Here is a 21,193-nt window from a genome sequence, read left to right on the forward strand (position 1 = left end):
CGCCCACCGAGGTGAGCGGAAACCCTCTTGACAGTACCCCGGTCGGTGGATAAGGCGCCCGTCAGCACGGGATGCGACGGGGCCGTGCGGGACGTGAAAGAATCGGAATCCGGCTCCCCGGTATCAACAGCGAGCAGGAGACACAGCACGATGCGCATCGGAGTTCTCACCGCAGGCGGCGACTGCCCGGGTCTGAACGCAGTGATCCGGTCGGTCGTGCACCGAGCGGTCGACCACTACGGCGACGAGGTCATCGGTTTCGAGGACGGCTACTCCGGCCTCCTGGACGGCCGCTACCGCGCCCTCGACCTGGACAGCGTCAGCGGCATCCTGGCCCGCGGCGGCACCATCCTCGGCTCCTCCCGCCTCGAGCGCGACCGGCTGCGCGAGGCGTGCGAGAGCGCCTCCGACATGATCCACCAGTTCGGCATCGACGCGCTGATCCCCATCGGCGGCGAGGGCACCCTCACGGCCGCCCGCATGCTGTTTGACGCCGGTCTCCCGGTCGTCGGCGTCCCCAAGACGATCGACAACGACATCTCCTCCACCGACCGCACCTTCGGCTTCGACACCGCGGTCGGCGTCGCCACCGAGGCCATGGACCGCCTCAAGACCACCGCCGAGTCCCACCAGCGGGTGATGGTCGTCGAGGTCATGGGCCGGCACGCGGGCTGGATCGCCCTGGAGTCCGGCATGGCCGCCGGCGCCCACGGCATCTGCCTGCCCGAGCGCCCCTTCGACCCGGCCGACCTGGTCAAGATGGTCGAGGAGCGCTTCGCCCGCGGCAAGAAGTTCGCGGTCGTCTGCGTCGCCGAGGGCGCCCACCCCGCCGAGGGCACCATGGACTACGGCACGGGTGAGATCGACAAGTTCGGCCACGAGCGCTTCCAGGGCATCGGCACGGCACTCGCGTACGAGCTGGAGCGCCGGCTCGGCAAGGAGGCCAAGCCGGTCATCCTCGGCCACGTCCAGCGCGGCGGCGTACCCACCGCCTACGACCGGGTCCTCGCCACCCGCTTCGGCTGGTACGCGGTGGAGGCCGCGCACCGGGGCGAGTTCGGCAGGATGACCGCGCTCAAGGGCACCGACATCGTCATGGTTCCGCTCGCCGAGGCGGTCACCGAGCTGAAGACGGTCCCGAAGGACCGGATGGACGAGGCGGAGTCGGTCTTCTAGGCGTACGTTCTGGCATTCGTCCGGGCACTCGGCCTGGCGCCCGGCCGGGCATTCGTCCGGGCGGGCGCTGTCCTACGGCCGTCTCTCGACCGCCTCCCAGAACCGCTCCACGATCTCGTCCAGGAACTCCTGGCCGGCCGCGCCGGAGCGCTCGCCGCCCCCTCCCCAGCTCAGGGTCGACACCATCTGCCCCTGGTACTGCCGGTGCAGGTCCATGAGGGTCTCCTCCACCAGACGCCGGTCCAGGGGCACGATCTTGGCGACCTGACGGACGTAGGCCTGCCAGCGGGTGCTGACCGCGCCCCGCAGGCATTCGGCGAGCCGCCTCTCGCGCCCGGTGACGGCGACGAAGTCCGGCAGGCTCAGCTCCAGCAGCTCGGCGAGGGCCGCGGACTGGCGGTCGGTGCCGCGCCACTCGTCGTGCTCCTCCATGCCGAGGTAGGCGAGGAGTTCGAGCCCCACGGCACGGGCGACGTCCTCGGGGGCGATGCCGCGCGAGACGCGGTGCTCGCGCAGGGTGCGGGGGCGGCCGATGAGTTCACCGGGCGAGCACCACAACACGCCCGCCAGAGCGGTGAGTTCAGGACTGGTGGGGCAGACGATCCCGCGCTCCCAGGCGACGACGAGATCCGGGGTGACGTAGGGCAGCCCGTACGAGACGCGCATCCCGTAGGCCACGTGCTCGGGCCCCATGCCGAGAGCGACACGGAGCCTGCGGGCGGTGAGGTTGTCGAAGGGCGGTCCGGGCTGGTTCGGCAGGGCGGGGGGTCGGCGCACGGCCCACAAGCTAGGGGCGGGGATGTGCGGTGACTACGGTCTGTTCGGCCAGGATCACGGATTGTAGGAACCTACGGTTTCGACTGCGCATTCGGGCTGGCCGAAGATCGTCTGTCGGCGGTGCGGGCGGGGTGGCGAGGATGGCGCCGGGTGCCCGGACGGGTGGCCGGAAAGAGGTGCGATCTTCGTGTACGAAGTGAATGGCAAGGTAGAGGGGCATATTCGCGAGCGGTTGCTGGCGCCGAACTTCTGGCACCTCGCGACCGTCGGTCCGGACGGGGCTCCGCAGGTCTCGCCCATGTGGGCGGATCTCGAAGGTGAGTACGTCATGGTCAACACGGCGATCGGACGTGTGAAGGAGGAAAACCTGCGGCGCAATCCGAACGTTTCCCTCTCCCACCACGACCCCGGGAACCCCTACGACCGCGTCGAGATCCGGGGCCGGGTCGTCCGGTTCGTCGAGGGCGAGGAGGCGGAACGCTCCATGGACCGGCTCACCCGGAAGTACATCGGCGAGGAACGCTATCCGTGGCTCCTGCCGGGGGAGCGCCGGGTGATGCTGCTGATCGAGCCGGTGCGGGTCCGCAGGGTGGTGGGGGTGGAGCCGTTCCGTCCCGGGGTGCTGCCTTCGTGAGCCGGGTCAGCCCTTGACCCACCGGTACTGCAACTCCGGCCGCCCCACCGTCCCGTACTGCGGACTGCGAGCCGCCCGGCCCGCGTCCACCAGATGCTCCAGGTAACGGCGGGCCGTGATCCGGGAGATTCCGACCACCTCCGCGAGACCGGTCGCCGTGAGCCCCTCCGCGCAGTCCCGCAGCGCCACCGTCACCCGCTCCAGGGTCGGTGCGCTGAGCCCCTTGGGCAGGGCGGCCGGGCCCGGGGCCCTGAGCGTGGCCAGCGCACGGTCCACCTCGTCCTGGCCGCTCGCCTCGCCGGCCGACGCGTGGAACTCCGCGTACCGGATCAGCCGGTCCCGCAGGGTGGCGAAGGTGAACGGCTTCAGCACGTACTGCACGACGCCCAGCGAGACACCCTCACGCACGACCGTGAGATCCCGGGCCGACGTCACCGCTATCACGTCCGCCTGATGCCCGGCCGCACGCAGCGAACGGGCCAGCTGGAGACCGTGCCCGTCCGGCAGATGCAGATCGAGCAGGAGCAGGTCGACGGCCGTACGGTCCAGGAGACGGCGGGCCTCGGCGCCGGTGTGGGCCTTGCCGACGGCCGTGAACCCCTGGACCCGGTTGACGTACAGGACATGCGCGTCGGCGGCGACCGGGTCGTCCTCGACGACCAGGACACGGATGGGCTGCTGAGTGGTCATACGTCCCCTCCGGGAACCGTGGCACCTTCGGGGGCGGGGACGTCGTCGGCTTTGCGCTGGGCGGGCCCTTGCCGGGCGGCGGCAGCATGACCGCTGGGAGCTTCCCGACCTACGGCCTCTTCATGATTGGCGGCATCGGCCCGGCCGAAGGCACCTGTAGGAATGGTGGGCGCTTGCCCCACGGCCGCTGCAGGATCGGTGGGATCCTCCCGGCCAGCGGCAGCTGCATGATCGGTGACCATCCGACCCACGACCCCCGCACCACCCCCGGAACCCTCCCCGCCCCCGGCGTCGGCAGTGTCGGTGGCAGCCTCGGGCGGTCGGGGTTCGTTTGTCAGGGGGAGGCGGACCTCGAACTCGGCGCCGCCGCCCTCCGCTTCTGCCACGGTCAGCGTGCCCTTGCAGCGGTTGACCGTCTGTCGTACGAGTGCGAGGCCCAGCCCGCGTCCGCCCGGACCCGCCGGCTTCGTCGAGAAGCCGCGCTGGAAGACCGCCTCGGCGTGAGCCGGGTCGACGCCCGCGCCGGTGTCGGAGACCCGCAGGACCAGCCCGCGGCCCTCCGAGTCCGCCGTACCGGCCGTGTACGCCGTCACCGTCACCCGCGCCCGCACGCTGCCCTGCGCCGCGTCCACCGCGTTGTCGATGAGGTTGCCGAGAATCGTGACCAGATCCCGGGCGGGAAGACTCTCCGGCAGCAGTCCGTCGTCCAGGCGGCTGTCCTCCGACACGACCAGCTCCACGCCCCGCTCGTTCGCCTGCGCGGTCTTGCCCAGCAGAAGGGCGGCCAGGACCGGCTCGCCGACCGCCGCCACGACCTGGTCGGTCAGCGCCTGCGCCAGCTCCAGTTCGGCGGTCGCGAAGTCCACCGCCTGCTCCGCGCGGCCCAGTTCGATCAGCGAGACGACCGTGTGCAGCCGGTTCGCCGCCTCGTGGGCCTGGGAGCGCAACGCCTGGGTGAATCCCCGCTCCGAGTCCAACTCTCCCATCAGGGACTGGAGTTCGGTCACATCGCGCAGGGTGACCACGGTGCCGCGCTGCTCCCCGCCGGAGACCGGGGAGGTGTTGACGACCAGCACCCGCGTGGACGTCAGATGCACCTCGTCCACCCGCGGCTCCGAGGACAGCAACGCACCCGTCAGCGGCGCGGGCAGCCCGAGGTCCGCCACCGACCGCCCGATCACCGCGTCGTCGGCGGACACCCCCAGCAACTCCCGTCCGCCGTCGTTGATCAGCGCGACACGGTACTGCCCGTCCAGCATCAGCAGCCCCTCGCGCACCGCGTGCAGGGCGGCCTGGTGGTAGTCGTGCATCCTGCTGAGCTCGGTCGCGTTCATGCCGTGGGTGTGGCGGCGCAGGCGCGCGTTGACGACGTACGTGCCGACGGCACCGAGTGCCAGCGCGCCGCCCGCGACGGCGAGCAGGGCGGTGAGCTGGCCCTGCACCCGCTCGCTGATCTTCTCGACCTGGATACCGGCGCTGACCAGGCCGATGACCCGCCCGTGCTCGTCCTTGACCGGGGTGACCGCCCGCATCGAGGCGCCCAGGGTGCCGGTGTAGGTCTCCGTGAAGGTCTCGCCCTTGAGCGCGCGCTCGGTGTTGCCGAGGAAGTGCCGGCCGATCTGGTCCTTGTCGGGGTGGGTCCAGCGGATTCCCTGCGGACTCATGATCGTGACGAAGTCGACCTCGGTGTCGGCCATGACCTTCAGCGCGTACGGCTGGAGCCGGGCCGTCGGATCGGCGGTGCCGATCGCCTCCCGCACGGACGGCGAGTCCGCGACCGCCCGCGCCACCGCCCTGGCCTGAACCCGCGCCGCGTCCTCGGCCTGGCCTCGGTCGCTGACGTAGGTGAACAGCGCGTACCCCGCCACGACCACGGCGATCAGCACGGCCTGCATGGCGAAGAGCTGGGCCGCGAGGCTGCGGGGTCTCGGTACGGGGATACGCATGTCGTCAGTCTGCCTCCATGGCTGATTGTGAACTAAATGAACGGAAGGGTGACCGCCCTCACAGGGCGGGAGATAGTCACGGCATTCCTTCAAAAGCCCGGACGTGAGCCGCACGCCGGTCATGCCGACGACGACGTCAAGGAGGGCAGCCGTGGCCGCCAGCACCCCCGATACGGCACCCGCAGTCAAAAAGGACCGCACCCACTACCTCTACATCGCGGTGATCGTCGCGGTCGCCCTCGGTATCACGGTCGGCCTGGTCGCCCCCGACTTCGCCGTGGAGCTCAAGCCCATCGGCACCGGCTTCGTGAACCTGATCAAGATGATGATCTCGCCGATCATCTTCTGCACGATCGTGCTCGGTATCGGCTCGGTACGGAAGGCCGCCAAGGTCGGCGCCGTCGGCGGTATCGCGCTCCTCTACTTCACGATCATGTCGCTGGTCGCGCTGGGCATCGGCCTGGTCGTCGGCAACATCCTCGACCCGGGCACCGGCCTCGCCGTGACCGACGCGGTCAAGGACGTCGGGCACGCGCAGGTCGACGCGGAGGCCAAGGACACCACCGAGTTCCTGCTCGGCATCATCCCGACCACGTTCGTCTCCGCCTTCACCGAGGGCGAGGTGCTCCAGACCCTGCTGATCGCCCTGCTCGCCGGCTTCGCGCTGCAGGCCATGGGCCCGGCCGGAGCGCCGGTCCTGCGCGGTGTCGAGCACATCCAGCGGCTCGTCTTCCGCATCCTCGCCATGGTGATGTGGGCCGCCCCGATCGGTGCCTTCGGCGCGATGGCCGCCGTCGTGGGTTCCGCGGGCGTGGACGCGCTCAAGGACCTCGCGCTGCTGATGGTCGGCTTCTACATCACCTGCTTCCTGTTCGTGATCATCGTGCTCGGCACGCTGCTGCGGATCATCGCGGGCCTGAACATCCTCACGCTCTTCAAGTACCTGGGCCGTGAGTTCCTGCTGATCCTGTCGACCTCGTCCTCCGAGTCCGCGCTGCCGAGGCTCATCGCGAAGATGGAGCACCTGGGGATCAGCAAGCCGGTCGTCGGCATCACGGTCCCGACCGGTTACTCCTTCAACCTCGACGGCACCATGATCTACATGACCATGGCCTCGCTGTTCATCGCCGACGCCATGGGCACGCCGATGTCGATCGGTGAGCAGATCCCGCTGCTGCTGTTCCTGTTCGTCGCCTCGAAGGGTGCCGCCGGTGTCACCGGCGCCGGACTCGCGACCCTGGCCGGCGGTCTCCAGTCGCACAAGCCCGCCCTGGTGGACGGCATCGGCCTGATCGTCGGCATCGACCGCTTCATGAGCGAGGCGCGCGCCCTGACCAACTTCGCGGGCAACGCCGTCGCCACCGTCCTGATCGGCACCTGGACCAAGGAGATCGACCGCGAGCGCGTCGACCAGGTGCTCGCCGGTCACCTGCCCTTCGACGAGAAGACGCTCCTCGACCACGACGACCAGGCCCCGGCGGACGTCCCGGAGCAGGGCGGCGAGAAGGAGCTGGCCAAGGCCTGAGCGGCCGGACACCGGTGGCCGCAGGGCCCCGCAGAGCCGAGCCGGGCCCGACCTGAACCCGGGCCCGGCTCCCGCCCCGGGCGGCCGAGTACTCCCCCGTAGCTCGGCCGCCCGGACCCCACGGAGCGATCAGTCGCTCACTTTCGCCACCAGTACGGTGGCCAGCGAGGCGGGTATGCCCGCCGCGGTCAGAACGGTGACCGCGGTGGTGCGGCCCGCCTCCCGCGCGTCCAGCAGTCCGTCGTGCACCGCCTCCATCACCGCGAACATCATCCGCTCGTGGACGTGCGCCAGCGCGGGCGCGGGCAGCGGGGACACGAAGACGCCCTCGTCCAAGCCGCGCCGGAGCAGTTCGGTGCGGGCCGCGCGCACCGGTGCGAGCCGCTCCCTGACGCCCTGCCCGATGTCGCCGCGCCGGGCCAGCTCGACCAGCAGGCGATAGCGGTCGGCGACCTCCCAGAGCGCGAGCACGGAGCCCGCCACGGCCAGTGCCAGGTCCTCGGTCCCCTCGCGGCCCGCCGCGTGCGCGGTCGCCACCTCCTCCACGGCACCGTCGACGAGCGCGCCGATCAGCGCCTCACGGCTGGGGAAGTGGCCGTACACGGTCCGTCGTACGACGCCCGCGGCGCGCGCGATCCGCTCCATGGACGCGTCCGGGTCGCGCAGCAGCTCGGCGAGCGCGACGTCGAGGATGCGGCGGCGGTTGGCATCGGCGCGACTGGAGCGGCCCGTTGTCATGGCCGCCATTGTGCCCCTCCCGAGGGGACCTGCACGGGGTTGTGCAGGGAGCGGGCGGTGCGCGACGCCGAGGCGATGCACATCGCTGTGCAGAAGCGCGGGTGGCGCTGCTCACCGAACTCTTACCCCGCCGCACTAGCGTGCCGTCCCCGAACGGGACGCTCTGCCATCGGAGGCACACGGGGGATGAAGATCGACTGGGACCGGCGGACCTGCGCCCGCCGCGGGCATGTGACGTACGCGCCGGACGATCATCCGCGCCTGCGGGAGCGGCTGCACGCCGAGACCGCCCTCGGTGCGGCCTGGCGCTGCCTGCGCTGCGGCGACTTCGCCCTCGGCGACCCGCACGGCTCGGGGCCCGCCGATCGGGCGCCCCTCGTGCCGCGCGGCAAGGTGCTGCGGGACCTGTTCGTGCTTCGGTTCCTCGCGGTCGAGCGGGCGGTGCGCGGGGTGTTCATCGTGCTGGCCGCGCTGGCGGTGTGGAAGTTCAGCAACTCCCAGGACGCGGTGCGCAGGCTCTTCGACGAGTATCTGGACGTCTTCCGGCCGGTGTTCAAGCACTTCCACTACGACCTCGACCACTCGCCGATCGTCGGCACCGTCCAGAAGACGTTCGGCTACCGGCACAACACCCTCGTACTGGTGGCGGTGCTGCTGCTGGCGTACGCGCTGATCGAACTCGTCGAGGCGGTCGGCCTCTGGTACGCCAGGCGCTGGGCGGAGTATCTGACGGTGGTCGCGACGGCCGCCTTCCTCCCACTGGAGATCTACGAACTCACCGAGCACATCAGCTGGTTGAAGATCGGCACACTGGTGCTCAATGTGCTCGCCGTCCTCTACATCCTCCTGGCCAAGCGTCTGTTCGGCCTGCGCGGCGGCCACAAGGCCTTCGAGGCGGAACGGCAGAGTGCTTCGCTGCTGGAGGTCGAGGAGGCCGCCGGGGTCCCCGCGTAGGCGCCCACGTCCGCGCGTGGGTCCTCACCGGCCTTCTCCCGTCTCCGACCCGGTCGGCTCGGCCCACGGGTCGGTGATCTCCCGCAGCAGGGTCAGCGCCTCGCGCAGCTGCTTCATACGGCGTCTGCCGAGGTGCTCCTCCCACTCCTTCTCGACTTCGGCGACGACCCCGTCGGCGACCTCCTTCGCCGCCCGCGCCTTCGCCGCGCCGCACACCAGTCGGGCCCGCTTGTCGGTCGGGTCCGGGACGCGGGTGACGTAGCCCGTCTTCTCCAGCTGGTCGACCAGGAAGCCCGCGGTCTGCTTGGTGATCTGGGCCTGCTCGGCCAGCTCCGTCAACCGGGTGCCGTGGGGGCCGATCCGCTGCATGACCCGGGCCTGGGCGGGCGTGAAGTCGTCGAAGCCGGCTTCCGCGAGCGCGGCGAAGATTCGATTCTCCAGGGCCCGGTACGGCAGGAACAGGAGCAGCCCCGTGTTGAGCTCGCTCTCCGCCACCATCGTCGACGCTCCCTCGCACTGCTTGACATTGGTCAGAGTCTCTGACTACTTTGGTCAGAGAAGCTTACCACTTGAGTGGGTGATCGCCGTGGGTGCAGTGCTGGACACCGACGAGCTCTGGCAGAGCGTCGACCGGGAGCGGGCGAGCCTGGTCGACCTGCTGGAGGGCCTGAGCCCCGAGGAGTGGGAGACGCGCACGCGGTGCGGGGACTGGCGGGTCAGGGACCTGGCCGCCCATCTGACGCTCGCGGCGCGCTTCTCCTACGGCCGGGCCGTACGGGAGATGGTCCGCGCCCGGGGTGACTGGAACCGGATGATCCATGACTCGGCGGTCCGCGAGGCCGAGCTGCCGGTCACCGAGATCGTCGCCAACCTCCGTTCGATCATCGGCTCGCGCCGCCTCGCCCCGACGACCTCGCCCCACGAGCCCCTTCTCGACCTCCTCGTCCACGGCCAGGACATCGCCCTCGCCCTCGGCCGTGAGCGCGCGGTGCCGCCTGCGGCCGCCCGGGACGCCGCCGAGCGGGTGTGGACCATGCGGTTCCCGCCGCGCCCCTGGCCCCTGCCGAAGGCGCGGCTCGTCGCCACCGACATCGACTGGACACGCGGGACCGGCGAGGAACTCCGCGGCCCCGTCACCGCCCTCCTCCTGCTGCTCACCGGGCGCCCGGAAGCGGCCCGGGAGTGGGCCGAGCGCACCGGGGAGCCGTGGACGGGGGTCGCGGCTCCCCGGTGACGGGGGAGTGCGTGCCGGGGGGGCTGCGGAAGGGTTTGCGGTGCCGTCGGTCGGGCGCGGGCCGGTGCGGGACCCGCCTGCCGGGCGCGGGCCCATGCGGGACCCGTCGGCCGGGTGCGGGCCGGTGCGGTGCGTGCCGGGGGCCCGCGGAAGGGTTCGCGGTGCCGCCGGTCGGGCGCGGGCCGGTGCGGGACCCGCCTGCCGGGCGCGGGCCCATGCGGGACCCGCCTGCCGGGCGCGGGCCGGTGCGGTGCGTGCCGGGGGGCCCGCGGAAGGGTTCGCGGTGCCGTCGGCCGGGTGCGAGCCGGTGCGGCACCCGTCGGCCGGGTGCGAGCTGGTGCGGCACCCGTCGGCCCGGCGCGAGCCGGTACGGCACCGGGTGCGGCCCTGCGGGTGACGGTGGCGCTGCGGGACTGCGCGGAGCCGCCCCGGCCCCCTACCATCTCCCGTCCCCTTCCGCACCGTTCGCGGCCACTTGCCCGAAATCCTTTGACCCGCCGCCCGGACGGGCCCCACGCTGGAAGCCTCGGTGTGCGGGGCCGGACCGACGTTGCGGAGGCGGTTATGGGGGAGCCGGAGGACCGGCAAGAGGTGGATCCCGTCTCGCTGGAGCGGGTCGGCGAGCTGTTCCACGACTTCCTGGCGGCGGTCGCCCGGCCGCAGGACAAGGAGCGGCAGGAGGCCCGCGACCTCAGCAAACGACTGCGGGCCCATCTCGGCTTCACGCCCAGTGAACGCCCCGTCGTCAAGGCGGCCTACCCGCCCTTCGACCTCCCCAACGTCCACCTGGCCCTGGAGCGCTGGTTCGCCGCGGACGCCGAGGCCCGCTCCCACGAACTGATCGGCCTGCACGGCGCCCGCCACCACGGCGACCTCTCCCTCGGCGACATCCTCGAATCCGCCGACCGCTACGACCGTTTCGTGATCGGCGCGGTCGACTACGCCCAGCTCCCGGTCTCGCCCGACGAGGAACTCCCGTGCGTCTCCTGCGGGTTCTACCTCGGCACCGAGGGCGAGAAGCGGTTCGCCGTCCTGCTGCGCGGCCCCGCCGACGAGTACGGCCGCAACAAGGTCGAGGTCGAAGTCCTCGCGGAGACCAAGGAGTTCGGCGACCGGCTGCTCGCCGACCTCGACCGGCTCGTGCGGGAGCACAACATCTTCCGCGGCCAGGTCCTCTCCTTCGAGGGATCGGACTTCGGCTCGGGTCTCGGCCCGTTCCGCTTCCACCGCCGCCCTGGCATCACCCGCGAGGAGATCGTGCTGCCCGAGGGCCTCCTGGAGCGCGTCGAACGCCAGGTCGTCGGCGTGGCCCGGCGCCGCGAGCAGCTCCGCGCGGCCGGCCAGCACCTGCGCCGCGGCCTTCTCCTCTACGGCCCTCCCGGCACCGGCAAGACCCACACGATCCGCTATCTCCTCTCCCACCTCCCGCAGTTCACGGTGGTGATCCTGTCCGGCACCGGCATCGACGCCATCGGCCCCGCGTGCTCCCTGGCCCGGATGCTGCAGCCCGCTCTGGTCGTCCTGGAGGACTGCGACCTGATCGCCGAGGCCCGTGACTACGGCGGCGGCGAACAGCCCCTGCTCTTCCAGGTGCTGAACGAGATGGACGGCCTCGGCGACGACGCCGACGTGGCCTTCCTCCTCACCACCAACCGCGCCGACCTCCTCGAACCCGCCCTCGTCCAGCGTCCCGGCCGCGTCGACCTCGCCGTGGAGATCCCGCTGCCCGACGCGGAGGGCCGCGCCCGCCTCCTCGACCTGTACGGCTCGGGGCCAGGCATCGACCAGGAGCTCGCCGAGGAGGTCGTGGCCCGGACGGAAGGTACGACGGCCTCCTTCACCAAGGAGCTGGTGCGCCGGGCCGTCCTGATCGCCGCGGAGCGCGAAGCGCCGCGCATGGAGGCGGCGGACGTCCGGGAGGCCCTCGACGAGCTCCTCTCCGACAACGACCGGCTCACCCGCAGACTGCTCGGTGTGCGCAGCGGTGAGGACATCGAGGACGAGGACTGGATGACGGACGAGGACGAGGGCGGCCCGCAGTTCTACGGCGGCGTGTACCTGGGCCCGGCCCCCGGCCGCCGCATCCCCGGCCCACCCCCGGGCCGCTACGGCCCGTCGCCGCGCTGACGTGACTCGCGGCTCCCCCTGCATCGGGTTCACGGTGCCTTCGCGAGCGTCTCCGCCACGGCCCGCGGCAGCCATCGCCGTACGTCGCCGAAGGTGAACCCGAGCCGGGTCGCGCGGAAGTTGTCCATGCCGTAGGAGCGGGTGAAGGAGAACGGCGAGACCTCGCCGAGCTCGACCAGCTGCAGGACGGTCTTGCCCTCGGGGAGGTGTGCGGCGATCGCCCCGCACAGCTCCTCCGTGCGCAGCAGCCCGTGGGAGGCCGCGTTCACCGGCCCGGTGAAGTCCTGGCCCACCGTCCAGGCGAGGAAGTCCGCGATCTCCTCGACGTGGATGTAGGTGGCGGGCTGGTTGTCGACCGGGACGGCGATGGGCTCGCCGGTGCGGATACGGTCGGCGTAGTGGGCGAGCCGCCCGGTGAAGTCGTCGTCACCGCCGAGGACATGGGCCACACGGACGGCCGTGAAGGGAAATGCGGGGTCGGCCGAGAAGACGGATTCCGCCTGCCGCTTTGCCTCGCCGTAATGGGAGTCGAGGAATGCCGGGTCGTCCCAGGGGAGTTCGGGATCGACGGGTACGGTCGTCGGGTCGACGGCGTCCTCGCGCACGAGGGCGATCGAGTCCTCGTACTCGTACACCTCCACCGTCGAGGTCATCACATAGCGTCGGACGCGTCCGGCGAAGGCCCGGCGGGCGATCGCCGCCTGGCGCGGGGTGTAGCAGACCTGGTCGACGACGACATCGAAGGTGCGGGTGCCCAGGGCGCGACGCAGGGAGCTCTCGTCGTCGCGGTCGGCGACCAGATGGACCGTTCCGGGAGGGGCCGCGGACGAGCCCCGGTTGAGGACCGTGACCCGGTCGCCGGCGGCCAGCAGACGTGCGACCAGCCGCTTGCCGACATAGCGGCTGCCGCCGATGACCAGTACCTCTCGTGGGGTTTCCATGACCATAATTCTCCCGGCGGACACCCGCGTACTGAAGGGGGAACCATGGGAGTTCAGGCGGCGACACCGAAAGAACCACGGCGTCTGCGGGAAGCCGCCGACGAAACCTCGGTGGCCTTCGACGCGCTGGACCGGCAGATCCTGGAGCTCCTCCAGACGGACGGCCGGATCAAGCTCAGCGAGCTCGGCCGCCGGGTGCGGCTGAGCCCGGCGGCCGTCACCGAGCGGGTGCGGCGGCTGGAGGCGGCGGGTGTGATCAGCGGCTACGGCGCCCAGGTGACCCCGGCCCGGCTCGGCTACGGCATCCAGGCGTTCATCCGGGTCAGCCCGCACGGCGGCTACACCCTGAAGCACCCGAGGACCCTGGAGCTGATGGAACGGCCGGAGATCACCGAGGTGCACCACGTGGTCGGCGAGGACTGCTGGATCCTCAAGGTCGCCGTCCGCGACACCCTCCACCTGGAGGAGGTCCTGGAGGCGGTCTCCGCCCTGGGGCGCACGACCACGTCGATCGTGCTGACCTCCCCGGTGCAGCGCAAACCGCTCTTGCCTTGACGTCGGCGTCAAGGATTACGGTCGTGGACATGCGAATCGGCGAGCTGGCCGCACGGGCCGGGACCACGACGCGGACGCTGCGCTACTACGAGGCGCGGGGTCTGCTGCCCGCGCGACGCGGCCACAACGGATACCGGACCTACGACGAGGACGACCTGAAGCTGCTCCGGCAGATCCGGACGCTGCAGGACTTCGGGTTCGACCTGGAGGAGACCCGGCCCTTCGTGGAGTGTCTGCGGGCCGGTCACCCCGAGGGCGACTCGTGTCCCGCCTCGCTCGCGGTCTACCGGCGCAAGCTCGGTGAACTGGACGCGCTGATCGGTGAGTTGCAGGCCGTGCGGGCCCAGGTGGGGCAGCAGCTGGAGCGAGCCGAGCGGGCGCGCGCCGCACTGGCCGCCGACGCGGAGGCTCCGGGCGGACCGGAGCCGGAGTGCGAACTGGGAGGGATCCACAGGTGATCAGGGCAGCGGGTGTGGCCGAGGTGACGGACGCGGACTTCGGGACGGAGGTGCTCGGTTCGGAGCTGCCGGTGCTGGTGGAGTTCACCGCCGACTGGTGTCCGCCGTGCCGGCAGATGGGCCCGGTGCTCGCGGCGCTCGCCGCGGAGGAGGGCGAGCGGGTGAAGGTGGTGCAACTGGACGTCGACACCAATCCGTCCACCACGAACGCCTACAAGGTGCTTTCCATGCCGACCTTCATGGTGTTCCGAGGCGGTGAGCCGGTGAAGTCCATGGTGGGGGCGCGGCCGAAACGCCGACTTCTGGAAGAGATTTCCGATGTGCTCTGAGCGATCCGAGCCACGCGACTGACGGCATGAGAAAACCCCCGGGCGTTGCGCCCGGGGGTTTTCTCTGCGTATATTTAGTGATTCGTGACTTTGACGGAATCAGGCCGCAAAGAAAATCACTGAGCACAGTATATGCGGGCGGGAGTGGAATTGTCAAACACCGGTTTGCCAGACCAAGAAATCAAACGCGAACAGGAATTCATCGACGGCCTGTACGCACACGTGGACGCCCTGCGCGGCGACACCGAGGCCTCCGTCACGGACGCCCTCGCCCAGGGCAACACCCCCATGCAGGCCCGCCTCGAGCGGGACATCCTGGTCGCCGAACGCTCCGGACTGCTGGCCGCGCTGAACGCGGTCGACGGCTCGCTCTGCTTCGGCCGGATCGACCTCACCTCGGGCGTCACGCACCACATCGGCCGGATCGGCCTGCGCACCGAGGACGCCGAGCGCACCCCGATCCTCATCGACTGGCGTGCCGACGTCGCCCGCCCCTTCTACCTGGCCACCGGCCACACCCCGATGGGCCTGCGCCGCCGCCGGCACATCGGCACCGACGGCCGCCGGGTCACCGACCTGCACGACGAACTCCTGGACCTCGGAGACCAGGAGCGCACCGGCCACGAGGACCCCACCGGCGACGCCGTCCTGCTCGCCGCGCTGAACTCCGCGCGCACCGGCCGCATGAGCGACATCGTGCAGACCATCCAGGCCGAGCAGGACGAGATCATCCGCGCGCCCCACCGCGGGGTGCTGGTGGTCGAGGGCGGCCCGGGCACCGGCAAGACGGCCGTCGCCCTGCACCGGGCCGCGTATCTCCTCTACGAACACCGGGAGTTGCTGGCCAAGCGGGCCGTGCTGATCGTCGGACCCAACCCGGCCTTCCTCGGCTACATCGGCGAGGTGCTGCCCTCGCTGGGGGAGACCGGTGTGCTCCTCGCCACCGTCGGCGAGCTCTTCCCCGGAGTGCGGGCGACGGCGACCGACAGCCGCGCGGCGGCCGCGGTGAAGGGGCGCGCCGCCATGGCGGACGTCCTCGCCGACGTCGTACGCGACTGGCAGGCCCTGCCCGACCCGGTGATCGCGATCGAGCACGACCGCGAGATCCTGATGCTCGACGACGGCCTGGTCAAGGTCGCCCGCGAGAAGACCCGCGCCGCGCGGCTGCCGCACAACGTGGCCCGCGAGCACTTCGAGGGCCACATCCTCAACACGCTCACCGACATGGTCGCCGAACGCATCGGCACGGATCCCTTCGACGGAAACAATCTGCTGGACCCGAGCGACATCACGCAGATCCGCGACGAACTCGCCGAGAATCCCGAGGTCTGGGCCGCCATCGACCAGTTGTGGCCGCGGCTGACCCCGCAGCGGCTGGTCGCCGACTTCCTCGCCGACCCGGTCGGCTACCTCCCCGACGAGGACGCGGCTGCGATCCGCCGCCCGGTGACCCGGGGGTGGACCGTGGCAGACGTGCCCCTGCTCGACGAGGCGGCCGAACTCCTCGGTGTGGACGAGCGGTTGGCGCGGGCCCGGGCCGAGCGCGAGCGTGAGTCGCAGGTCGCCTACGCGCAGGGCGTCCTCGACGTGTCGTACGCCTCGCGCACCTACGAGTTCGACGACAAGGACGAGGAGGACTCCGAGGTTCTGTCCGCGCACGACATCATCGATGCCGAGCGGTTCGCCGAGCGCCAGGAGGAGGACGACCACCGCAGCGCGGCCGAGCGCGCGGCGGCCGACCGCACCTGGGCCTTCGGACACATCATCGTCGACGAGGCGCAGGAACTGTCGCCGATGGCCTGGCGGTTGCTCATGCGGCGCAGTCCGACCCGCTCGATGACCCTGGTAGGCGACCCGGCGCAGACCGCGGAGGCCGCCGGAGTGGGCTCGTGGCGGAAGATCCTCGAACCGTACGTGCAGGACCGCTGGGAGCACACCCGGCTGGGCGTCAACTACCGGACACCCGCCGAGATCATGGAGCTCGCGGCGGCCGTCGTACGTGCCGAGGACCCCGGCTTCGAACCCCCGAGCTCGGTCCGTTCCACCGGTGCACGGCCCTGGGTGCGCGGCACCGACGACCTGCCCGGCGCGGTCGCGCAGGCCGTGAAGGAGCTGACCCCCGCCGAGGGTCGGCTCGCGGTCATCGCCCCGCGCCATCTGCACCGCAGGCTGGCGGCCCGGCTCGACGGAGTGACCGCGGGCGCGGAGCCGGACCTGACACGGACCGTCGTCCTCCTCGACCCCCGCCAGTCGAAGGGGCTCGAATTCGACTCCGTGCTCGTGGTCGAGCCGGCGCTCTACGGCACGAGCGACCTGTACGTGGCCCTGACCCGGGCGACCCAGCGGCTGGGGGTGCTGCACACGGGCCGGCTGCCGAAGGCGCTGGTCGACACATCCGTCCCAGGGATCACCGAGCCGTAACAGTTCCCGCCATGGTCACTGCTTGTGCACGGCCGGTGCGGTAAGCGTGTGCGGTATGGAAGCCCACTCCCACGCGACCCCGCCGGCCGACGGCCCCACGCTCGGGTCGCTGCCCGTCGAGCCGCTGCTCACCGCCGGGTTCGACGTCGACCCCGGCGCGGTGTACGAACGCCTGCGCGGCACCTACGGGCCGGTCGCGCCGGTCGGTCTGCTGGGCGTGCCGGTGTGGCTGGTGCTCGGGTACACCGAGGTCACCGAGGTGCTGCGGAACGAGAGTCTGTGGCGGCGGGACATCCGGTACTGGCGGGCGCGGGCCGAGGGACGGCTGCCGAGGGACTGGCCGCTGCTGGCCGGTTACGAGGTACGGCAGACGATGTTCATGGACGACGACGAGCATCTGGCGGCCCGGCGCACCCACCACTCGGCGCTGAGTCCCTTCCAGGACGCGCGGAGTCCGGAGGGATGGCAGCTGCGGGCCACCGTCGCACGGTACGCCGACGAACTGGTCGGGATGCTGGCGGCGGAGTCCGGATCCGCGGGGTTCGCGGACCTCGGGGCGCAGTACACGCGGCCCCTGCTGCTCATGGTGACGACCAAGTTGTTCGGCTGCCCTGTGGAGTTGGGCGACGAGCTGGTCATGGACCTGTGGCGGATGCTGGACGGAGGGCCGGACTCGGGGCCCGCGACGGCGCGTGCGCTGGGAGCCTTCACACGGCTCGCCGCGCATCGCAGGGCGCGGCCGGGTGACGACCTCACGTCCTACCTGCTGCTCGCGGATCCGGGGTTGAGCGACGAACAGCTCGGGCGGGAACTGTTCATGAACGCCGTGTACCTGAACGACATCACCGGGAACATGGTGCTCAACACACTGCTGGAGGTGCTGCGGGGGAACGCGACGGTCCGGCGGAGCCTTTCGGCCGGGCAGATCGGCGAAACGGTCAACCGGGCGGCGCTGGCGAATCCCCCGGTGGCCAACATGTGCTTCCGGTTCGCCGCGCGGGACGTGCGGCTTGGAGAGGTGTGGGTGCGGGCGGGGGACGCGGTGTCCCCCTCCGCCGCGGCCGCCCATCGTGACCTGCTGGCGCTCAGCTCGTCCCATCTGGTGGGATCGACGGTGTCCACCCGGGCGCATCTGGGGTGGGGAGCCGGTGCACACCAATGCCCCAGTGCGGCAAGGGAATTGGGCGGGATGATCGTGGCGACTGCGGTCGGACGCGTCCTCGACCACTTCGCCCGCGCGGAACTCACCCTCCCGCCCGACCAGTTGCCCTGGCGGTCGGGGCCGGTGGTGCGGGGCCTGAGACTGCTGCCGGTGCGCTACGAACTCCGGGCAGGGGCGCTGCCGGCGCAGCGGCCCGAACCGGCCGGACCGTCCACCGCGCCGACCGCCGACGGGTACGCCCGACGGCTGCTCACGGTGCTGCGCCGGCTGATGCCCGGAGGCAGGGAAGAAGACCCCATGACCCGACGCGCCGGGCTGTGAGTGGATCATCAAGTGGCGGCGGCCCCGTGGAACTGCCGGAAGCACGGTCCGAGGTGGACCGCATCCTGAGTGCCGGTCTCGAGGAATCGGCCCGGGTGCAGACCGGCGTGCGCCCGCCCGCCGTGTCCAGGGAGTGGGGCATTCCCGCGACCTGCGCGGCGACCCCGGCCGCCCACGGACTGCCGTCGGTCCCCGCCGCCGACATCCTCCTGCGGCTCGGCGCGGCTTTCCAGACCGCGGAAGGACCGGGGTGCACGGGGCGCGAAGGGTGGAGCGGGTACGTGAACATGGCTCCGGCCCTCGCGCATCTGAGGCCTGTCCGGCCCCCTTGCCGGCCGGACAGCGGGAAGCCGCCGACCAGCAGGAGACGGCCGCGTGGGAATCAGCGAGAAGGGGCGGCGAGGGCTACGGACAGGGACCCGGTGGCATTCGGGAAACCGGACTCCATGTGGTCGATGCTGATCGGCGGATTCGAGTAGGCGGGCCGCCGCGGCTCACGCCGGGCGCAGCCACACCGTCGCCAGGGGCGGGAGGGTGAGCTGGATGCTGGCCGGGCGGCCGTGCCAGCCCTGGGGATCCGGTTTCACGATGTCGGGGTTGGTCACGTCGCCGCCGCCGTACTTGGCCGTGTCCGTGTTGAGGGACTCCAGCCAGGCCGGGACGTCGTCCGGGGCGCCCAGGCGGTAGTTGGGGCGGACCACCGGGGAGAGGTTGGAGACCGACAGGAGCGGGGACCCGTCCGCGTCGTAGCGGAGGAAGGCGAAGACGTTGTCCTCGGACGCGTCGCCCACGATCCACTGGAAGCCCGAGGGATCCGTGTCGCGCTGCCACAGGGCCGGGGTGTGGCGGTACACGACGTTCAGGTCGCGCACCAGGTCGCGCACTCCCCGGTGGTCGGCCTCCGCCCCGTACGCCGGGTCCAGCAGCCACCAGTCCGGGCCGTGCGCCTCCGACCACTCCGCGCCCTGGGCGAACTCCTGCCCCATGAAGAGGAGTTGCTTGCCCGGGTGGGCCCACATGAAGGCCAGGTAGGCGCGCAGGTTGGCGCGCTGCTGCCACCAGTCGCCCGGCATCTTCGAGACCAGTGAGCCCTTGCCGTGCACGACCTCGTCGTGGGAGATCGGCAGGACGTAGTTCTCGCTGTACGCGTACACCATCGAGAACGTCATCTCGTGGTGGTGGTACTTGCGGTGCACCGGCTCGTGGGCCATGTAGTCCAGCGAGTCGTGCATCCAGCCCATGTTCCACTTCAGGCCGAAGCCCAGGCCCCCGAAACCGCCCGGACCCATGTGGTGCGTCGCGCGCGTCACGCCGTCCCAGGCCGTCGACTCCTCCGCGATCGTCACCACGCCCGGGACCCGCCGGTACACCGTCGCGTTCATCTCCTGGAGGAAGTCCACCGCGTCCAGGTTCTCCCGGCCGCCGTGCACGTTCGGGACCCACTGGCCCGGCTCGCGCGAGTAGTCGAGGTAGAGCATCGAGGCGACCGCGTCCACCCGCAGGCCGTCGATGTGGAACTCCTCGCACCAGTACACGGCGTTCGCCACCAGGAAGTTGCGCACCTCCCGGCGTCCGTAGTCGAACTCCAGCGTGCCCCAGTCGGGGTGGGCCGCGCGGAGCGGGTCCTCGTGCTCGTACAGGGTGCGTCCGTCGAACTCGGCGAGGGCCCACTCGTCGCGCGGGAAATGGGCCGGCACCCAGTCCATCAGTACGCCGATCCCGGCCTGGTGGAGCGCGTCCACGAGGTACTTGAAGTCGTCGGGGGTGCCCAGGCGGGCCGTCGGCGCGTAGAAGCCGGTGACCTGGTAGCCCCAGGAGCCGCCGAAGGGGTGCTCGGCGACCGGCATCAGCTCGACATGGGTGAAGCCCAGGTCCTTGACGTAGGCGGGCAGCTGCTCCGCGAGCTGACGGTAGGTCAGGCCGGGCCGCCAGGAGGGGAGATGGATCTCGTAGACCGAGAAGGGGGCCTCGTGGGCGGGGACGCCGGCCGCCCGGTTCGCCAGCCACTCGCCGTCCTGCCACTCGTGGTGCGAGGCGTGGATGATCGAGGAGGTGTTGGGCGGGACCTCGGTGCGGCGGGCGAGCGGGTCCGCGCGCAGGGTCCTGGAGCCGTCGGGGCGGGTGATCTCGAACTTGTACAGCTCGCCCTCGCCGACACCGGGCACGAACAGCTCCCAGACGCCGGTGGAGCCCAGCGAACGCATCGCGAACGCCGACGGGTCCCAGAAGTTGAAGGTGCCGGCCACCCGGACACCGCGCGCGTTCGGCGCCCACACCGTGAAGCGCGTGCCCGTCGCGCCCTGGTGGGTCATGGGCTGCGCGCCCAGTGCCGTCCACAGCTGCTCGTGCCGGCCCTCGCCGATCAGATGCAGGTCGAGGTCGCCGAGCGCGGGCAGGAAGGCGTACGCGTCCTCGGTCTCCTGGACCGCTCCCTCGTACGCCACGAGGAGCCGGTAGGTGGGGACCTCGCGCAGCGGCAGCAGCCCGGAGAAGAAGCCGTCGCCGTCGTCGTGCAGCTCGGCCCGCACGTCCCCGTCCCCGGTGACGACCGTGACGGCCAGGGCGTACGGACGGAACACCCGGAAGGCCACCCCGCCGGACACCGGGTGCGCGCCGAGCACCCCGTGCGGGTCGTGATGCGTGCCGGACAGCAGCCGGTCACGATCGCCGACGGGCATCTCGGGAGACGCGGGTGCCTCCGGCGGCGGGGCCGGTACTGATACGGGTGCCTCCGGCGGCTGGACCGGGACCTGTGCGGGTGCCTCCGGCGGCTGGACCGGGACCTGTGCGGGTGCCTCCGGCGGCGAGACCGGGACCGGTGCGGAGGGTGCCTCCAGCGCGGTGGCCGGGGCCGGTGCGGAGGGTGCCTCCAGCGCGGTGGCCGGGGCCGGTGCGGTGACCTTCTTCGCCTTCGCGGCGGGCCCCTTCTTCGCCGGCTTCTTCGCGGCGGCCTTCTTGGAGACGGCCTTGGTGACGGCCTTGCTGACGGCGTTCTGCTCGGCGGCCTTCTTCGCCACGGCCTTCTTCGCGGGCGCCTTCTTCGCCGCAGCCTTCTTCGCGGGCGCCTTCTCGGCCACCGGGTCCGGGTTCTTCACGGCGGCCTTCTTGGTCACCGCCTTCTCCGCGGCCTTCTTCACGCTCTTCGCCGCTTTCGCGGCCGACTTCTTCGGGTCCGAACCGCTGGGGGTGGGGCGGGGGGTCACTG

General features: G+C 71.4%; 18 protein-coding genes. 11 read left to right on the forward strand and 7 right to left on the reverse strand.

Annotated features, from left to right (window positions below; genetic code table 11):
• Nucleotides 1-150: 150 nt before the first annotated feature.
• Nucleotides 151-1,176, forward strand: a complete 1,026-nt coding sequence (locus tag IOD14_RS07945; RefSeq protein WP_123991712.1) for an ATP-dependent 6-phosphofructokinase — start codon at nucleotides 151-153, stop codon at nucleotides 1,174-1,176.
• 72 nt (nucleotides 1,177-1,248) lie between these two features.
• Here IOD14_RS07945 and IOD14_RS07950 read toward each other — a convergent pair whose 3' ends face one another.
• Complete coding sequence (locus tag IOD14_RS07950) at nucleotides 1,249-1,953, reverse strand: helix-turn-helix transcriptional regulator (RefSeq protein WP_212669944.1); 705 nt, start codon at nucleotides 1,951-1,953, stop codon at nucleotides 1,249-1,251.
• Between the two features lie 187 nt (nucleotides 1,954-2,140).
• Between IOD14_RS07950 and IOD14_RS07955 the strand changes: the two genes are divergently transcribed.
• Nucleotides 2,141-2,587: a PPOX class F420-dependent oxidoreductase gene (locus tag IOD14_RS07955; RefSeq protein ID WP_174269238.1), complete on the forward strand. Its 447-nt coding sequence runs from the start codon at nucleotides 2,141-2,143 to the stop codon at nucleotides 2,585-2,587.
• A 6-nt stretch (nucleotides 2,588-2,593) separates the two neighbouring features.
• Here the strand turns inward: IOD14_RS07955 and IOD14_RS07960 are convergent, their stop codons facing one another.
• Together IOD14_RS07960 and IOD14_RS07965 are read right to left on the reverse strand one after the other, a co-directional pair.
• Nucleotides 2,594-3,277, reverse strand: a complete 684-nt coding sequence (locus IOD14_RS07960) for a response regulator (protein WP_123991714.1) — start codon at nucleotides 3,275-3,277, stop codon at nucleotides 2,594-2,596.
• Nucleotides 3,274-5,223 (reverse strand): sensor histidine kinase, encoded by a 1,950-nt coding sequence (locus IOD14_RS07965; protein WP_249125865.1) that lies wholly within the window; start codon nucleotides 5,221-5,223, stop codon nucleotides 3,274-3,276. Before IOD14_RS07965 ends, IOD14_RS07960 begins: the two co-directional genes overlap by 4 nt.
• A 121-nt stretch (nucleotides 5,224-5,344) precedes the next feature.
• Here IOD14_RS07965 and IOD14_RS07970 point away from each other — a divergent pair, with 121 nt between their 5' ends.
• Nucleotides 5,345-6,748: a cation:dicarboxylase symporter family transporter gene (locus IOD14_RS07970; RefSeq protein ID WP_123992886.1), complete on the forward strand. Its 1,404-nt coding sequence runs from the start codon at nucleotides 5,345-5,347 to the stop codon at nucleotides 6,746-6,748.
• A 129-nt stretch (nucleotides 6,749-6,877) separates the two neighbouring features.
• Here IOD14_RS07970 and IOD14_RS07975 read toward each other — a convergent pair whose 3' ends face one another.
• Nucleotides 6,878-7,495 carry a TetR/AcrR family transcriptional regulator gene (locus IOD14_RS07975; RefSeq protein ID WP_123991715.1) on the reverse strand — a complete coding sequence of 206 codons (618 nt, stop codon included), beginning with the start codon at nucleotides 7,493-7,495 and terminating at the stop codon, nucleotides 6,878-6,880.
• Between the two features lie 177 nt (nucleotides 7,496-7,672).
• Between IOD14_RS07975 and IOD14_RS07980 the strand changes: the two genes are divergently transcribed.
• Nucleotides 7,673-8,440, forward strand: coding sequence for a DUF2127 domain-containing protein (locus tag IOD14_RS07980; RefSeq protein ID WP_123991716.1), 768 nt, complete (start codon nucleotides 7,673-7,675; stop codon nucleotides 8,438-8,440).
• Nucleotides 8,441-8,464: 24 nt separating this feature from the next.
• Here IOD14_RS07980 and IOD14_RS07985 read toward each other — a convergent pair whose 3' ends face one another.
• The gene (locus tag IOD14_RS07985; RefSeq protein ID WP_123991717.1) at nucleotides 8,465-8,938 is read right to left on the reverse strand and encodes a MarR family transcriptional regulator; all 474 of its coding nucleotides are present in this window, start codon (nucleotides 8,936-8,938) and stop codon (nucleotides 8,465-8,467) included.
• A gap of 79 nt (nucleotides 8,939-9,017) precedes the next feature.
• Between IOD14_RS07985 and IOD14_RS07990 the strand changes: the two genes are divergently transcribed.
• Nucleotides 9,018-9,674, forward strand: coding sequence for a maleylpyruvate isomerase family mycothiol-dependent enzyme (locus IOD14_RS07990; protein WP_174269239.1), 657 nt, complete (start codon nucleotides 9,018-9,020; stop codon nucleotides 9,672-9,674).
• 564 nt (nucleotides 9,675-10,238) lie between these two features.
• Nucleotides 10,239-11,801, forward strand: a complete 1,563-nt coding sequence (locus IOD14_RS07995; protein ID WP_123991718.1) for an ATP-binding protein — start codon at nucleotides 10,239-10,241, stop codon at nucleotides 11,799-11,801.
• A 29-nt stretch (nucleotides 11,802-11,830) separates the two neighbouring features.
• Here the strand turns inward: IOD14_RS07995 and IOD14_RS08000 are convergent, their stop codons facing one another.
• On the reverse strand, nucleotides 11,831-12,742 hold the full coding sequence (locus IOD14_RS08000) for an NAD-dependent epimerase/dehydratase family protein (RefSeq protein ID WP_212669946.1): 912 nt from the start codon (nucleotides 12,740-12,742) through the stop codon (nucleotides 11,831-11,833).
• A gap of 45 nt (nucleotides 12,743-12,787) precedes the next feature.
• Here IOD14_RS08000 and IOD14_RS08005 point away from each other — a divergent pair, with 45 nt between their 5' ends.
• The 5 genes from IOD14_RS08005 (at nucleotide 12,788) to IOD14_RS08025 (ending at nucleotide 17,988) form a co-directional block, all read left to right on the forward strand.
• Nucleotides 12,788-13,297: an Lrp/AsnC family transcriptional regulator gene (locus IOD14_RS08005; protein ID WP_249125866.1), complete on the forward strand. Its 510-nt coding sequence runs from the start codon at nucleotides 12,788-12,790 to the stop codon at nucleotides 13,295-13,297.
• 29 nt (nucleotides 13,298-13,326) lie between these two features.
• Nucleotides 13,327-13,755 (forward strand): MerR family transcriptional regulator, encoded by a 429-nt coding sequence (locus IOD14_RS08010; protein WP_212673225.1) that lies wholly within the window; start codon nucleotides 13,327-13,329, stop codon nucleotides 13,753-13,755.
• A 14-nt stretch (nucleotides 13,756-13,769) separates the two neighbouring features.
• Nucleotides 13,770-14,084, forward strand: a complete 315-nt coding sequence (locus IOD14_RS08015) for a thioredoxin domain-containing protein (RefSeq protein ID WP_123992888.1) — start codon at nucleotides 13,770-13,772, stop codon at nucleotides 14,082-14,084.
• Nucleotides 14,085-14,216: 132 nt separating this feature from the next.
• Nucleotides 14,217-16,505, forward strand: a complete 2,289-nt coding sequence (locus IOD14_RS08020; RefSeq protein WP_212669947.1) for a UvrD-helicase domain-containing protein — start codon at nucleotides 14,217-14,219, stop codon at nucleotides 16,503-16,505.
• 55 nt (nucleotides 16,506-16,560) lie between these two features.
• The gene (locus tag IOD14_RS08025) at nucleotides 16,561-17,988 is read left to right on the forward strand and encodes a cytochrome P450 (protein ID WP_123991722.1); all 1,428 of its coding nucleotides are present in this window, start codon (nucleotides 16,561-16,563) and stop codon (nucleotides 17,986-17,988) included.
• Nucleotides 17,989-18,482: 494 nt separating this feature from the next.
• On the opposite strand, the gene glgB is transcribed toward IOD14_RS08025, so the two are convergent.
• Nucleotides 18,483-21,191 carry a 1,4-alpha-glucan branching enzyme gene (gene glgB / locus IOD14_RS08030; RefSeq protein WP_212669948.1) on the reverse strand — a complete coding sequence of 903 codons (2,709 nt, stop codon included), beginning with the start codon at nucleotides 21,189-21,191 and terminating at the stop codon, nucleotides 18,483-18,485.
• Nucleotides 21,192-21,193: the final 2 nt, after the last annotated feature.

The sequence above is a fragment of the Streptomyces sp. A2-16 genome, from assembly GCF_018128905.1.
In the GTDB taxonomy this organism is placed as follows: domain Bacteria; phylum Actinomycetota; class Actinomycetes; order Streptomycetales; family Streptomycetaceae; genus Streptomyces.